This window comes from Halorussus aquaticus, from assembly GCF_024218795.1.
Taxonomy (GTDB): Archaea; Halobacteriota; Halobacteria; order Halobacteriales; family Haladaptataceae; genus Halorussus; species Halorussus aquaticus.
In genome coordinates this window covers 389,223-404,376 of the sequence record NZ_CP100402.1, presented here as the reverse complement: position 1 = coordinate 404,376, position 15,154 = coordinate 389,223, and the positions used below count along the sequence as shown (strand labels likewise).

Here is a 15,154-nt window from a genome sequence, read left to right as displayed (position 1 = left end):
TCGCAGACCGCTTCAACCCTACTCGGGTGCGTCTGGAACGAGGTGAATCCGCTTTCCTTCTGAGTTGTAGTCGTCGACGTCGATAGCGTCCGAGGAGTCTTCGATTGGCTGGACGCGGTCGCCTCGCATATACTGACGGTCTCAACGTGACGGTCTCCGTTGACCTTGGACCATAGCCGAGACAGTTGCGGCAGGAGATTATCGAGTTGAGCGAGAGCGTGATGATGTGAGAAGACTGCGTAGTTACAGCGGAGCTATCTAAAAAGACGGAGAAGGGGAGAATTGCAGTAAGGGCATACAGACGGATTGTTGAGGACGACGTAAAATCTCTGTCTCTGAGTTTGGAACGAGGGAATCGATTCTCAAACACCCTGATCTCGGAAGCGGAGTAGTTCGATATCTATTGGAAGGTCCTCGAAATCATCGTCTGCTCCAGCGACGAGCGTTGCATCCCGTTCGTGGGCCAGCGCAACCGCGTGAGCGTCGGCGAGCGAGATATGACCATCGGCCTTCAGTTCGCCAGCGAGCCGCCAGTCCGCCCGCTCGATGCCCCAGGCCACGACGCTCGAGGGCACGGAGGTCTCGGTCGGCCGCAAGGAGCGATGCGTCAGTCGGCGTATCGTCGTCAGTTCCCTCGAAACGGGCGACGAGATAGAATACTTCACTGGCGTTCGCCTCGGCGAGATAGCCCTCGGCGGCGGTCTCGAAGACGTCGGCCAGCAGGTCAGCGACGATCTCGTGGCCGGGTTCGTCATAGAGAAATGCGATGAGGGCTTCGGTGTCGAAGACGTACGCGTCGGTCATTCGTCACCGTTCTCGTCAGCAGACGGTCGGAGGCGCTCCGCGCGCTCCTCCTCGCGACGTTGCTCATCGTCCTTCAACTCGCGCACCTTCTCTAGCACCTCGCCCGCTTCGTGGTCGCCAGCGTGGATACCGTGGAGTTCATCAAGCGAGGGGATAGGCTCAATGACGATGCAGTCGCCTTCCTCGTAGACGAACACCTCACCGGGCGTCTCGATACCGAACTTCTCCCGGAGGGCTTTCGGAATCGTCGCTTGGCCCTTCTGGGAGACACGTACGATTTCAGGGTTCCGAGTGTTACTTGTCATTCTTAGTTGTACATAGGGTTTCCAGTATTACTAAAGGTGTCGGCGAGAGCATAGCAAACAAACATTTGTACAGAAGTCTCGAATCACGCTCCCATCGCTCCGCTCAAAAATCAGACGCTGAAGAAAAACAGAATACTATTCACCAATAGATTCCGATAACGTTCACTTCTAAGTGCGCCGTGAAGTCCCGTTCTGAATAGTCAGTAGACTGTGGCTGAGAGGTTTGGTTTTGATGGAATTCCGACCGTAGAGAAGAAGGATTATCCGAGAAAAATTCTCAGACAAAACCTCCGTAAATGCTTTATACGTCTCTTTCAGGAGTTCAACCTCCTGCTCAAATGCGACTATCGCTTCTGGTGAGTACGCATTGATTGCCCTATCTACGACTTCATCTACTTGGTCATCATTGACAGAGGTATTGGCTTTCTCAACAAGGAACTCCACGAAATTCTGAACTTTCTGCTCGTCAACTTCCGATGTCTTACTCGACGCCTCAACACTTGCTTCAAAGGCATCTATTGCCGCCTGCAACCGACCTTCAAGTTCTGTATTGTATTCTTCAGCAAGATCGTCCGAAATACTCTCTAACACCCGAACCAGCTTCATCGGATACCAATTGGACTGGACAGCTTCAACGCGACAGAATACCCGGAACTGCTTACTGGATGCCAATGTCTGGATGGGCTCAGTCCATAACTCTGTTTCATCAAGTAACGTCACAATATTGAATGTATCTCCCTCAGAATCCCTGCGAATATTTCCACCGTCGTCCAACGAGAGGCCATCAACTTCAATCTCAACAGGAATCTTGTCACCAAGGCTTTCTTCAATGACTTGTAAGTCTTCCTGAGCTATGATACTTTCCTCGGGAGCAGCAGTGTTGATGTACTCGATAGCTCGGTACACTCTGTACAAGGGGTGAAGTCGGATAATCCCGCGAATTTCTAGAACAGCCCCACGATTTAACTCCGATAGCCCAAGGCTATTCTGTAAGTCATATGTATTGTCTTGAGCAAGCGAAATCTTTGGCACAATCTTCTCATGTTCGTAGAGACGTGTGAACTTCGACTGAATTAAATCAAACGAGTACACGTTCTCTGTCTCAGTACTCTCCTTTGAGATGCGTTTCGTCCCTGCACTAACGTTTACAGGCCAGCACCTGCGCCAGCGTTTGCATTGTGTTTGCTCGTGTTGACGTTGCTCTCACGGTTTGTCTGTTCGGCTGCAACTCGCCCAGAATCCGTCGACGCCAGGAGGCTCTGAACACTTCGTTGATCAATATAGACGAATTCACGAAGTTGCGGGAACTGATGGCCATCTTCGCTTGAAGGGTCGCCCGATGCTTGTCCGAACCACCATTGTCGCCAATAGTTCCGGAGTCCAGAGAGATTCATGTTTGTGCCTCCGCTCGGCGGGCTACACTTATGCTAAAGTGTTCCATTCGGACGGTATCTGTTCCGTCTCGAAGTGCTAGATATTTTGCTTGCTTGACGACAGCAGCCAAATCAGCACCCGAGAAGTCATCAGTTTTCTTAGCGATATCAGAGATATTTACGTCATCAGAGATAGGTGTCTCATTGAGGCTAATCTGGAGGATATCTTTACGGGCTTCCAATTCAGGTTTAGAGAACTTCAGCGAGTATCGAACCGTCCAGGGCGAAGTATTGCTTGGTCAATCTCATCGACGAGATTGGTTGCACCGATAACAATGATATCACCGCGTTCGTCGAATCCGTCTAGTTCGGAGAGCAATTGGGCGACTATTCGACGCTCAGTCTCGTCCGCCTGTCCGCGGGATGGAGCCATGCTATCAAGTTCATCAAAGAAAATAATACTCACGTTCCCAGTATCGTCTGCAGCTTGCTCGGCTTCCTGAAACACATCCCGGATTTGGCGTTCGGTCTCACCGTAGTACTTACTAACAAGTTCTGGACCGTCAACGATAAAGAGATCACCGTCAACATGGTTAGTTACCGCCTTTGCAGTTCGAGTTTTCCCCGTTCCCGCAGGTCCATGAAAGAGTAGCCCTTGAGAGAGCGTGATATTAAGAGTATTCCGTAGCCCGTCGTTTTCGTCGGAAAGCGGCCGAATAACCTGTTCTCTGAGTGTACGCTTGACATGGTCAAGACCACCGAGATCGTCTAACGTAACGGTAATGTCACCGTCATATCGCCATTCATAGTCGTCAGTGTCAGTATCTGATTCAGAAGTAAGATCGTCTATATTAGGTGGGCTGGGTGAAAGGGTGTCATGATACGTCCATGCGCCAGTGACGGCTATCGTTTCGCCCTCGTTGACGTCTTCAGGAACACGGGTTACCGTTGAGAGGCCTTGATTATGTCGAACGATAGCTATTCCATCAAATGTATCCTCAACGACAGCTGCGATGTTACCAGAAGAAAATCCGTTTCGAGAATCTATATCGATAGCGCGGTCATCACCGGTTTGTTGCGCTTCTATCTCAACGACATCGCCCAGTTGAACCGAGTCGTATTCTGATTCGTGAGGGACGAAATTCGCCACTCGCACTTCGCTACCCATCCGCCTTACTACGAGAAGCTCTGTATCGGAAAGGCGTTCAATGACCAGTCCTGCATAGTCGTCGGGCATTTGATGGCTTTTCACACCCTTGTATATAAAAACCTTCCAAGCGGAGATAGCTTCCTTCAAAGAGTTCCAACATTACTATTCAATCTCAATCGCCGATTGATTTTCTGCTTTTCCACCGTCGACCATTAGAGAAGGCACGACAGAAGCGACCCCCATCCAGCAGTTGGATGGGCCGCGCGCTCGACGAAACACGCTCTGAACCCAAATTTGAAAAAATAAGCGATACAGGAACCAACGACACCGAGTCCGTTGGCTCAGAACCGTGTATAAACTGGATGGGACCGCCCAGAACCCACGGGCACGTGCCGATGATGTGGCCTCAGCCCTACTCGGGTGCGTCTGGAACTCGACAGTACCTACCAGTTCGTCGTCCGGCGCGTGCTTCAACCCTACTCGGGTACGTCTGGAACGATGTATTGGGTGTACTTGTTCGGTTGGGGTGTTTCCTTACTGAGTGGAGGGACTGCGCGCTATGGTTTTGCAACGCCGTAGAAGTCTTCGATGGCGGTTTCGGTGTCGTTCTCGAGGGCGTTGAGTCGGTCGTGATGGAGGTTTCGCCATTCTTGACCGACCCGAGCAAGCTCCGAGTCGGCTAATTGGTAGCCGTCGATGCGGCCGAGGGAAACGCGGTCAAGGATGCCGAGATCAACGAGGAAGTCTTTGTGTTGATGGACGGTTGACTCGTCGAGGTCGGACTCAGTGGCGAGTTCTCGGACGTTGAACGCTTGGTCGGGATGGGCGAGCGCGGTCTCAACGATTCTGAGTCGTGCTGGATGGCCGTAGGTCTTCGTTAGCGGGCCAGCGTCACCAGTCATATCCGTTTCTGGTCACTCACCGCGACTAAACCTTGGGTTCTCCTACCGAGGGTCGAAGAGACTGCTGGAGTTGGAGATAGCGTCGGTAGCGGCCACCTCGGGGACGAGTACAGGCGAGAGCCATTGTTCACTACCAAAAGTGGACGGGCATACAAATCCCTCATCCAAAGGCACGTCAGGCGGTCCAGTCGGAGACGGGAAACTCGTCAAACCGCTCGTCGTTCGAGTCCGGAAGCACGTACTGCTCCCACTCGTGGACGTCCGGGTCGCCGTAGTCGCCGATGTCCGGGTGTCGAGGAACGTCGTCGTAGTCGGCGAGTTGCTCGCGGATGATTCGGCGGGCGCGTTGACCCGCCTCGGTGTCACCCCCGAGTCCGTCGAACACCCACCTCGGCTGCACCGTGAGTTCGAGACCGTGGGGCGTGTACCTGCTGTGACGACGCTCGTAGGCTGGCGTGCGGGCCACCACGAACATCGGTTCGCCAGCGTAACAGAACTCCCATTTGGTGTCGGTGGGGTCGCTCGGTACGTCCTCGGGCCACGGCTCCGGGTCGTGACGGTGGAGGTACGCGAGAAGCTCCCAAACCTCGTCTCGGTACTCCGCGACCGAGTGTTCTTCCTCCTGCGGTTCGAAGAAGATGGCTAGCGCGGTGACGTCGGCGATGTCCGGCGCTTCGTCGAGGTAGTCCGCGAGTCCGTCGGCGACCGTTTTCTTCCCGGCCTCCGTGGTCGCGGCGGGCGCGAACAGGTACCGGAGGTCGCCTTCTTGGTGGGCGTCGACTGCGAAGTAGCAGGGATACGGCATCTCCTCGTCGGTCATCGTCTCGTGAAACGCGCGGTAGCGGTGGGTCTTCCACTCCGCGAGTCCGTCGTCGATGGCGGACTCGATCTGAAATTTCGTCTGAAGACTGCTCACAACCGTACTAGAGTAGGCGACTGATTAAACTCCTGCCCGTCGAACCGGGCCGCGAGGACGATGGCTTACGGCCGGTCGTCGTGGACGGAAGCGAGGTCGACAACGGTTCCGTCGGGGGTTCGTAGGTCGATGGGCGTGAGCGTGGTTCCGCTGGCGACGCCCTTCGCCGAACACGCCGAGACCGCGACTATCGCGTCCCGCTCTGCTTGGAACGTCACCGCGTCGCCAGCCTCGGCGGGACTCTCGCGCACGTCGAAATACACTTGATCGGTGACCGTCGAGTGCTGGAAGAGGTTCATCGTATCGGGGACCGATGTGTCGAGGCCGTAGGCGTCGAGCGCCAGCGAGAGGTTTTCCCGACAGCCGCCGGGTTCGTTCTGATACCCCTCGCTGGTCGGGCGGTCGGTGAGCATCCAGTCGGTGCAGGGGCCGAACATGATGTCGTGGACGCCGCAGTCGTCTTCGGTGATGGTAAGCAACTTCTCGCCCGCCGTCGTGTAGAGCGCGTCTCCGGTCGAGATGCGGAGTTTACCGTTGCAGTCGCGGGTGTACGACTGGGCGAACCTCTCCGCGGGGTCGTCGCGGACGAACGCCACGAGGTCGGCGACCTGTCGCGATTCCGGCGTGACGACCTCAAACGTCTCCCCGGCGGTGACCCCGAACGCACTCCCGCTCTTCGGTGGGATTCGATGGGTCTCCACGAATGAGCCGACGGTCGCCTGAGTGAAAAATCACCGCCCGCCGGTCGCGTCGGTCGTTCATCCTAAGCCGCATATTTGTACACACGCCCACTCGGAATCCTAGTTCTTTTCGACCTGCTGGAACAGGATGAGTATTTAAAGAAGGGTCGAAGATCCGACTCAATCAGGCCGGTCGGCGGGTCAGTTCGCACTCAGTCGAGACCATTGTACACACAGGGGTTCGCAAGACGTGTGCAATTCTCGGCAAGCGCTGGCGTTGACGCCTGACCAAGTGGTTACACCGAACCATGGTTTCACTGACTGCATTGGACGGGACTATAGAAACGGATGCTCTCTTATCTCAAGCAGACTGTTCCCTTCCTGAGGCGAGCGACCCGAAATGGAAGCTGTAGATTCGCTTGCAGTTGCGGAGAATACGCTTGCCCGCATCCAGAGTGCGGGAGCATCTAAGACAGCGAGGTCGGACTCAGTGGCGAGTTCACGGACGTTGAAAGCTTGGTCGGGATGGGCGAGCGCCGTCTCAACGATTCTGAGTCGTGCTGGATGGCCGTAGGTCTTCGTCAGCGGGCCAACGTCGCCAGTCAGGTCCGTTTCTGGTCACTCTTCAGGACTAACCCTTGGGTTCTCCTATTAGTGGTCGAAGCGACTAGCGGAGTCGGGGATAGCGTCGTTAATCGTGTCGGTGGTGGCCGCCACTTCGTAGCCGACACTCACGGGGAGTCCCACCGCATGCAGTTCGCCGAGGCAAAAATCGCGTGGCTGAACGACGGTCACGGGAAGGAGTTGCTGTCTAACCCGAGACGACCGATGAGATACTCGCCTACCTTGACCGATACGAAACTGGCAATCTACGCTGTGCGCTTGATGGTCGAGAATACCGTTATGCGATTTCGGCGGATTATGGATATTTGATGTCTGATTAGCGATCTACGTTGAAGAGGTCTTCCACATCGAATGTCTGGGAAGCTACCAATGCCGCGCCCATTTCTTTCACAACGGGATCATTGAGGGGTTCTGAGTTCTCCGCCATCGTTTTACGGATTTTCTCTTTATCCGGCTTCTGGCCAGACGGATAACCAAGTGCCCTCACGACTTTGATGCGTCCCGGTTCAGGAAAATGGTACGATGAGCCGAGGAACGAAGCCTTCGGGTACAAGTCGTCGAGAACGGCCGAGGTTACCATCGACCAGGGGGCCGCAACAGCGTCAGCCACGTCTGCATATGCAACATTTTTCGTATACAATTGATCGCTGTCATCAGAATACTCCACAAGTAGGCGTTTTACACGCTGTATAGGTTTCACGGATTCATCACCTACTATTCGAATAACCGTGTCCTCCTGAACGGCGTAGACATCCTTTGCCTCTGTAGCAGACCAAATTTCCCAATTCTTGTATTCTTCTTGCTTTGCGGCACGGGTTGCAAGTGCTTCACGGAAAGCTTGTTGCTTGAAGCGAATAACAGCGACCTCCGCTTTGGGGAAGCTACTGCCGTATGCCTTGATGTTCTCAATGTCGAAGTTAACCGCACCTTCGTCCCAGCCTCTTTTGGACGGTATGAGGACTGTACCGCCAACTTTCTCTTCATACTCGCGTATATCTGATAAATCTACAGAAACGATACTCGTTCCAAATCCACTACCGTCTTCAGAGCTTAGATTCTGAATAGACTGGAGAAATTGGTGGGAGAAGGGGGGTTGAGATTGACTCGACGAATCACCGGCGGTCGTTGAGTCTATCTGTGTATTCGATTGCGCCGTTGTCATCGAACCAGAGTCGATACTTGACTGAAGCGAAGAACAACCCGCGAGGGCCGTAAGCCCACTAGTACCAAGGGAAACCGTGAGTTTGAGGACATTCCGCCGTGAACTCCCTCCGTCTGGTACATCCATATCCGCTATAATATAACCAATCACATATCAGACTTTATGACCTATATCAGCACCAGTAAAGAGCTATCTCATTCCTTCCTTGAATTCGCTTAGGTATTCACTCACTGAGTGAAAACGACTCTGTATGATCTCGTTCTACGGCAGTTAATTATATCTGATTGATTCACCAACACGGGTCGTAAAACCACAGGAATCAATCCCAGAATTGTACACATTTTGAGTCGTGCTAGATGGCCGTAGGCCTTCGTGAGCGGTCCAACGTCGCCAATCATGTCTGTTTCACTCACCGCGACTAAACCTTGAGTTCTCCCACTAACAGTCGAAGAGACCACCGGAGGCGGGGACAGCGTCGTTGATAGCGTCGGTAGCGGTCGCCTCATAGCTGACACTCGCGAGGACTTCGTTGGCTAATCCAAGCGTAAGACGCCATTTTGATCTTCCAAAAAACTTCTTTCACAACCGTCTACCTTATAAAAATAAATTGTAATTATTTATATTATAATATATATTATATAATATACTCTATAACACCAACTAAAATGTAAACTAATAAAAATAATGGCCATAGGCCGATATATACTGCTCCTAAAGGTTCACCGAGACCGGAACCAAGTTCTGCACGTAACATTAGTAAGAAAGCTAACAGGAGGAAAATAACAGGCGAAATAAGGCCGAATAAGGAGAATAAGAATGTGGGAACTATCCCAGTAGCTATCATTCCAATACCAATCCAAATCTTAACTTTAGTACTGACATTGGAATCATACTCAAATAAAATAAATAATAATAATATAAGTAGCAGGTGGATTAAACCGGCCAAAAACGGGTAGTAAATCACATTTTGATGAAGTCCGTTGAAGGCCACATTAATTTTCAATCATAACGGGCATCCCATCAAAATAGCTCGGCCCTCTTGAATTACCAACCTTAACTAGCTGAGTGTTGAAATTATACCCAGTCCATTCCTGTTTAATGAAATCTCTACCGGTACTGATTTGCCAATTTGTATTGTTGGGGTTAATGTATCCATGGTGCCACGGGTCAAAATGAATTTGACCAGCTGCACTAAAACCACTATCCACAGAATTTCCGATTTTGAATACTCGGATGTGCCACTGGTCAGTAGTTAAGTGAGCAGCAGGCGCGACTGCCTTTGGATGAGGGACTGCAGTATCTTTTTTGTCTTTACGGGGCCCCATCCCTCCATCATCATGGGCTATAATGTATCTCGAATTTGAGGGCCACGTTTTCTCCCACCCATTTCCATTCATCTTCTCAACCACATCGTCTGCCTTTCGTAGCTGACGATCATATGACCAAAACGCATTAATCTCGGACCGAAGGTGGACAAGCTCTTCCCTATTTTCAGACTCCTGCTTTGGCTCTAATCTTTTTCTCCATTCCTCCACATCAAACAACGAGGGACTTTTTCTACTGTATACAAATAGAGGTCCGCTATACGCATTGTCTTTTGGATTGTCAGACAACTCTGCTGAATGTATTATATCCTCAATTTCCCAGAACTCTTCTACGGTACCAAAAGTAGATCGATCAGTAAGGGAGGCTATCCAAAGAGATTGTAGATCTCCTGACAAAAGATCCTGTACTAACTCACTGGTAAAATCTTTGCTTCTTCATATGATTCAATATGCTCTTCAGTTTTGCTCCAAGTATTATTAGGTATAAAATCATTATTATTCCCGCCGTCCGCTAAGAGATGATCACGCAAAATCGCACCTTCCCTCCGACCATCAATCGCCGCTTTGAGATCATTTACCGGGAGTTCGACCTTTTCTATCGGCTCAAAAGGGACTTCGTCGGTCCTACTTCCCTGATCGGGAGATATACAAGACTCATGACAAGGATTTTCCTTAGTAGTAAAAACAAGTTCACCATATTCTTCGTCAAGGGATTCGCTAATGAAAGAAGAGGCGTGCTTGAATACATCTGGGTCCTCTTTGACCTCCCAATACCAATGAATCCTCACGCCTCCAAACTCGTGTTCTTGTTCTAATTTTTCAACAGCCTCCTCTATGAGGTATACTTCCCCTTCCATAACAAGACACCTAAACACTAGCCATAACAATTAATCATTCTATATTAATTCCTTCACTTGTGGCTGGGAGTTTGTTATAGAACAATGGTAATATGAGGAAATGAAAAACAAAAGTCAACTGTAAAATTGGTATTCTTAGGGTGACTATCATAATCAGGTATTCCACTAATAATATTCCTTCTAAACCGCACAGTTTCCATCACAGGTTTTATTGACCACCAAATTAGGTCAACGTTGATCAGCATACATAAGGTATAGCATTTGTCTTGTCTCAATCCAAGATACCCCTCGGTTCAATACAAGGCAAAATTACAGAGTCAGAACAGTTAAAAATACCAAGCAGCTCCATTTCTGATGTAACGGTTCGCAGGAAGACGAATCGCGATGGGTCCAGCATCGCGGCCGAGTTCGCGGGCCTTCGTTGGCACAGGCTCCGCGAGTAGTCCAGCACCGACTAGCAACAGCTATCGCCACAGGACCATGCAACACTCCCCAGTTCCACCGCAAGAGCGTATCGCTTCCCAATCAGTCGAGCGTCAACTCACCCTCAAGGTACGCCCGGCCACGCCACGTAATCGAATAGTAGCCGGGGTCCTCCCGCTCGACCAACTCCGCATCGTGCAACTCTCGGCAGGTAACGCCGATGTGGCAGAGTCTTTGTATCCAGCACTCTGGGTGAGACATTTCGGAGAGAGCCGCATTTTATCGGAGCGCGAAGAAGGCGGGGTGTCAAGCGCCAAGAGTTCGAGAATGGCTCGATGTGCGTCAGTCGGCCCATTCTCTTCCAAAGCCATGGAGAGACATTCTTAAGCCCAGAATTTAATTTGCGTGATTCAATTCTTCAGACACTTACTTGGGTTCCTAGGCATTTAGATGAGTGTATAGATTTAAGTTGCGTTAGTTATGAACTGAGAAACAACGGGAACGAGACGCGGATTCGACGCTCTCGGTTTGACGCATCGCAGAAACGATGCGGACCCGATGCTGGAACCATCGGGGTCCGCGGTTCGCTCCCGTACCCAGACTACGGAAGCATGTACGCATTCACCGACGCGGGACTTGAATCCCCCGCACGACGAGCGGATAGTCCGTCAATCGCACTCACCGGCGGTCAGGGAGGTGTGGCGGCGTGACGGCCGAGACAGTCTCGCTCACTGACTTGCGGGCGTTCGAGCGCGACCTGCTGTACGCTGTCTGCGCGCTCGAAGACGGTGAGCCGCCGAAAGGTCTCACTATCAAAGCGCGTCTCGACAGCGTGTACGGCGAGGACCTCAACCATAGTCGGCTCTATCAGAATCTCGACCGACTGGTCGAGCGCAACCTCATCACGAAAGGCCGGAAGGACGACCGGACCAACGAGTACGCGACGACCGACCACGCCCGACAGCTTCTCGTCGAACACGCCAAACGCCGCGCCAACGCTGTCGGGCTAACCGGAGGTGACTCCGAATGACACAACCCATTGGGTTCGGTCCGGACTTAGACGAGGCCATTCCGGAGACGTTCGATGTCTGCGAGGACTGTGGCACGCCCACCGTCCAACTCTCCTCGCACACCTGTCCTGACCCGGACACAGTCGCGGACCCGTCACGGGAGGAACTCGACCGGCGCACCGAACAAGACCCCTTCCCGGACTCCGAGACCGTCCTCATCCAGCAGGCGCGTCGAGCGACGAGTTACGCCTACCACGAAACCGACGCGAACAACCAACCGCTCTGTCCGGCGACCACCGACAACGGACTTCAGCAACTCACCCGAATCGAAGCCCAAAACAAGCGGTACGCGCCCTGCCAGTTCTGTCACCGCATCCGCCGTGCCAACGCGGACAACGGAGGTGGCCAGTGATGTTGAGCCGCCGGAGACGGATTGCGAGCGACCTGACGAGTTACAAACGCGACCTCCTCTGGGCTGTCCACCGGGCGAACCACACCGAAGAAGAGGAAACTCCCGTCGGGGCAGACGTCAAACGAGAACTCGAAGCGCTCGGCCAAACGAATACTGAGGGCGGCCAGTTCTATCCCCGTCTCAACGAACTCGTCGATAGTGGTCTCGCCACGAAGGACGACCATCCGAACGACGCTCGCGGCTTCACCGTGGAGTTGACCGAGGACGGGAAGGCCATTTTGAGTGAGTTGGTCCTGCGGACTGCCGAGTCGCTCGACATGGACGTTCCTGAGTGTGCGCTCCCTAGCTCCGACGTGCGTCCACGAACGCGAGGTGAGACCTGATGCTTGCGACGAGAGCGCTGTGGGCCACGCCACGGCGACTTCTCGGGGGTATCGACGACGGCACGACGTCCAGCAGCGCGTAGGCCGTCACTCGCACACCCCATGCCCAGCGACAAGCTCACCCCCACGCGCAGAGTCCACTCTACGTCCATCGGCCGTCCACACGTCGTCCCGAGGGTCCGAGAGTCCGGCGGCCATCGAGACCGACCGCGTCTCTCCGGGGACACGTCAGCGGACGGCGTGACTGGCTCTAGCTGCAGGGAGGTGGGTCGATGACCTATCATGTCGTCGGCTGTAGCACCTGCACCGACTACTGGCTCGCCGAAAATATCCGCGGGCAGGCCACCGCCGACTGCCCGTACTGCGGAACGACTCACGAGACAGCAAAGTTAGACAGCAAGTACGAAGGCGACGACCGCGCGGTCGCCGCGGAAGCCCGCGCACAACTGGTTGCACGAGCCGCCGACCACAACGACGCCTACCAAGACTTCAAGGACACCCACGGCCCGTACGCCGAGCAAGAACAAGAAGTCGAATCCCGATTCGACCTCGTAGAGTGGCGCACCGACTTCCTCTCCGACAAAGCAGAGAATGTCTTAGCCAAGTATTACAACCTGTTCGCCGGCGAAGCCACAGAAATTTTCGCCGAGTACCACAACCGGTACGCCGACGAAGCCACAGAGGTTTTCGCCGGATATCACGACCTGTACGCCGACGAAGCCAGAGATGCTTTCGCCGACTATCACGACCGGTACGCTGCCGAAGTTGAGCGCGTTCTCTCCGAGGACTCCGATGTGGACACAGAGTTGGACCGTGGAACCGACGGGTCGATACAGGTCAAACAGGAGACGCCGCCAGTTGACGCCGTCCCAGTCACAGTAGATAAACCAATCTCTCGGCTTTCGCGAGTCGTCATAGACAACGACTGTATTCAGCAGGCTATCCTCACCGTCCTTGAGGACCTTGCCGCAGACTACCCATCCCACGAACTCCGGACCGTCCTGGAGGAGAACGACCTCGACCTCTCCGAGACCGACCTTGCCGCGCTCGCCACCCAACTCCACAAGGGGAGTGAGCGCGCCGCACTCACGATTATCGACCGACTCCAGCACGTCGCGACCGGGCGGTCCAGTACCGACGACGCTCATATCATCCCCCGACTGCTCGCGCTCAGCAACGAGACACCAACTATCGCGGCGACGGTCACCGACGATTTCTGGGAACTGCGGGCAAGCCAGCGCCGGACTGTCGCGGACTACCTCACCGCCCTGTCCGCTGGCACGGACCTCGTTCTTGTCGGTCCCCGACTCACACTCCGCAACCTGCACGATGACCAAGGCGCACGCCTCCCCGTTAGCCGAGAAGACATCACATCCGCTGGTAGCCACCGGACCGAAACCATCGAGGCGGCACGACAAACCCTCGGCCGGGACAGTCCGGAAGAACAAGTCCTACGCTGGCTAGCGAACCACGATAGCGAGACGCTTAGCTACTCTGCGCTAGATAGCAAGCTGACCGTCTCGGATAGTCGCCGACGCCAACTCGTGGGCCATCTCCGCGACCTTGGCCTCGTTGATACCTTCGGTCCACGAACCAACAAACACGTCGAACTCCTGCCCGCGGGCCGCACGTATCTCGACTGGAGGGACGAGCAACTCGCACGCCAGCAAACCCTCGAAGAGTCCGTTAGCAACGTGTTGGATTCCTCCGACGATAGCCGTGTAACCCCGCGCACACACGACGGGGGGACGGAGGAGACCGCCGACCGAACCCGCCTGCCCCATCTCCACACCGTCCAACCGCTCCCCCGTTGGAACGCCACCGCATCTGCCGCCTCAACCCCCGAAAACGGCGTTGCCATCGTGGACTACCCTCTTGAACCACAAGCCGACCGCGGCAGTCCCCGGTGGTACTACGACTACCAACAGGACCGCCTCACTGTCGGTGCAGAATTCGACGGGCCACTCCAGTACTGGGTGTGTATTGCCCGAGCGTTAGCAAGTCCGCGGACGTTCGCCGCCGTCCTCGATGATGGCGACCGCCTCGACGAACACGACACCTTCTCAACGTTCCTTACGGACCACCGCCATATTCTCCGTGATTCGCGGTGCCTCGCACATCTCCCCGACGCGGTCGAGGACGGCGCAGACTATCTCGATGAACTCCAAACCGCAGAAGAGCAGCTCTGCGAGTTGACGCGCACCCTCGCCCTCGGCGACTTCGAAGGCTCCGAAGCCGAGTTCCGTTCGACGATCACCCGCGAAGCACTCGGCCTCGCTAGCACCATGGTCCATCTCCTTGACCTCGTTGACGTTGAGGTCGTCCGGCAGGTCCGTCTCCCCACCCAGAACTCCGGCCGAAACGACATCCTCCGAGACGACCGGCGTCAAATACTCGTCCAATCGCTCGCGACCGGCATCGCTATCCAGTCGAAATACGGTCACGCTGCCATCTACCGCCAACTGTTCCGAAACCCGCGACAAGAAACGTGACGCGGCGATTACTCCGTCCGTCGACTACGACGACCCATTCGGCGAACTGATTGGGTCGGTCTGCATCGTCGGCAACCTCGGCGACAAAGAAGTCGCACTCGTCGAGGACCTCCGCAACCGTCTGCGGGCACCACAGGAACTCCACGAGGATGCGCCCGAAATCCAAGTGCGAGTGCCGGTTGTCGCGACGGACGACCTTGACCGGACGGCATTCGCAGCGGCGGTCGAACGGATGTGTGTAGCGAAAAACCTCTCCCCGACGCGGAGTGCAGTCTCAGTCCTGCGACTCTTTACTGCCACGCCGTTCGACGCCGCGGCCGCAATCTGCGGACTCGA

Annotated in this window: 16 protein-coding genes and 3 pseudogenes; 4 read left to right on the top strand and 15 right to left on the bottom strand. The window is 54.4% G+C overall.

Annotated elements, in window-relative coordinates:
• Positions 1-362: 362 nt before the first annotated feature.
• From NGM06_RS22410 to NGM06_RS24555, 15 genes and pseudogenes are all read right to left on the bottom strand, one after another.
• Positions 363-804, bottom strand: a pseudogene (locus tag NGM06_RS22410) (PIN domain-containing protein).
• Complete coding sequence (locus NGM06_RS22405) at positions 801-1,109, bottom strand: AbrB/MazE/SpoVT family DNA-binding domain-containing protein (RefSeq protein WP_254270608.1); 309 nt, start codon at positions 1,107-1,109, stop codon at positions 801-803. The pseudogene NGM06_RS22410 and the gene NGM06_RS22405 overlap by 4 nt, the downstream one beginning before the upstream one ends.
• 168 nt (positions 1,110-1,277) lie before the next feature.
• A pseudogene (locus NGM06_RS22400) lies at positions 1,278-2,246 on the bottom strand (DUF6414 family protein); the annotation flags it as partial.
• Positions 2,247-2,254: 8 nt separating this feature from the next.
• Complete coding sequence (locus tag NGM06_RS24500; RefSeq protein WP_438267637.1) at positions 2,255-2,503, bottom strand: DUF6414 family protein; 249 nt, start codon at positions 2,501-2,503, stop codon at positions 2,255-2,257.
• Entirely contained in the window at positions 2,500-2,724 is a 225-nt protein-coding gene (locus NGM06_RS24395; RefSeq protein WP_368410516.1) for an ATP-binding protein, read from the bottom strand. Before NGM06_RS24395 ends, NGM06_RS24500 begins: the two co-directional genes overlap by 4 nt.
• A gap of 17 nt (positions 2,725-2,741) precedes the next feature.
• Positions 2,742-3,719, bottom strand: a complete 978-nt coding sequence (locus NGM06_RS22395; RefSeq protein ID WP_254270606.1) for an AAA family ATPase — start codon at positions 3,717-3,719, stop codon at positions 2,742-2,744.
• Positions 3,720-4,189: 470 nt separating this feature from the next.
• Complete coding sequence (locus NGM06_RS22390; RefSeq protein ID WP_254270605.1) at positions 4,190-4,534, bottom strand: winged helix-turn-helix domain-containing protein; 345 nt, start codon at positions 4,532-4,534, stop codon at positions 4,190-4,192.
• Between the two features lie 175 nt (positions 4,535-4,709).
• Positions 4,710-5,450, bottom strand: coding sequence for a YqcI/YcgG family protein (locus NGM06_RS22385; RefSeq protein WP_254270604.1), 741 nt, complete (start codon positions 5,448-5,450; stop codon positions 4,710-4,712).
• Positions 5,451-5,515: 65 nt separating this feature from the next.
• On the bottom strand, positions 5,516-6,151 hold the full coding sequence (locus tag NGM06_RS22380; RefSeq protein WP_254270603.1) for a DUF1989 domain-containing protein: 636 nt from the start codon (positions 6,149-6,151) through the stop codon (positions 5,516-5,518).
• Between the two features lie 919 nt (positions 6,152-7,070).
• Positions 7,071-7,916 (bottom strand): hypothetical protein, encoded by an 846-nt coding sequence (locus NGM06_RS22375; protein WP_254270602.1) that lies wholly within the window; start codon positions 7,914-7,916, stop codon positions 7,071-7,073.
• 444 nt (positions 7,917-8,360) lie between these two features.
• A pseudogene (locus NGM06_RS22370) lies at positions 8,361-8,453 on the bottom strand (ribonuclease H); the annotation flags it as partial.
• A 97-nt stretch (positions 8,454-8,550) separates the two neighbouring features.
• The gene (locus tag NGM06_RS22365) at positions 8,551-8,907 is read right to left on the bottom strand and encodes a hypothetical protein (RefSeq protein WP_254270601.1); all 357 of its coding nucleotides are present in this window, start codon (positions 8,905-8,907) and stop codon (positions 8,551-8,553) included.
• Position 8,908: 1 nt separating this feature from the next.
• Positions 8,909-9,637: a hypothetical protein gene (locus NGM06_RS22360; RefSeq protein ID WP_254270600.1), complete on the bottom strand. Its 729-nt coding sequence runs from the start codon at positions 9,635-9,637 to the stop codon at positions 8,909-8,911.
• 11 nt (positions 9,638-9,648) lie between these two features.
• Entirely contained in the window at positions 9,649-10,098 is a 450-nt protein-coding gene (locus NGM06_RS22355; protein WP_254270599.1) for a hypothetical protein, read from the bottom strand.
• A gap of 525 nt (positions 10,099-10,623) precedes the next feature.
• Positions 10,624-10,782: a winged helix-turn-helix domain-containing protein gene (locus NGM06_RS24555; protein WP_497007249.1), complete on the bottom strand. Its 159-nt coding sequence runs from the start codon at positions 10,780-10,782 to the stop codon at positions 10,624-10,626.
• A gap of 445 nt (positions 10,783-11,227) precedes the next feature.
• Between NGM06_RS24555 and NGM06_RS22350 the strand changes: the two genes are divergently transcribed.
• The 4 genes from NGM06_RS22350 (at position 11,228) to NGM06_RS22335 (ending at position 14,818) form a co-directional block, all read left to right on the top strand.
• Positions 11,228-11,551 carry a helix-turn-helix transcriptional regulator gene (locus NGM06_RS22350; protein WP_254270598.1) on the top strand — a complete coding sequence of 108 codons (324 nt, stop codon included), beginning with the start codon at positions 11,228-11,230 and terminating at the stop codon, positions 11,549-11,551.
• On the top strand, positions 11,548-11,943 hold the full coding sequence (locus NGM06_RS22345) for a hypothetical protein (protein ID WP_254270597.1): 396 nt from the start codon (positions 11,548-11,550) through the stop codon (positions 11,941-11,943). Before NGM06_RS22350 ends, NGM06_RS22345 begins: the two co-directional genes overlap by 4 nt.
• A complete protein-coding gene (locus NGM06_RS22340) occupies positions 11,943-12,326 on the top strand; it encodes a helix-turn-helix domain-containing protein (protein ID WP_254270596.1) in 384 nt (127 codons plus the stop codon). Before NGM06_RS22345 ends, NGM06_RS22340 begins: the two co-directional genes overlap by 1 nt.
• Before the next feature lie 272 nt (positions 12,327-12,598).
• Positions 12,599-14,818: a DUF5817 domain-containing protein gene (locus tag NGM06_RS22335; protein ID WP_254270595.1), complete on the top strand. Its 2,220-nt coding sequence runs from the start codon at positions 12,599-12,601 to the stop codon at positions 14,816-14,818.
• Positions 14,819-15,154: the final 336 nt, after the last annotated feature.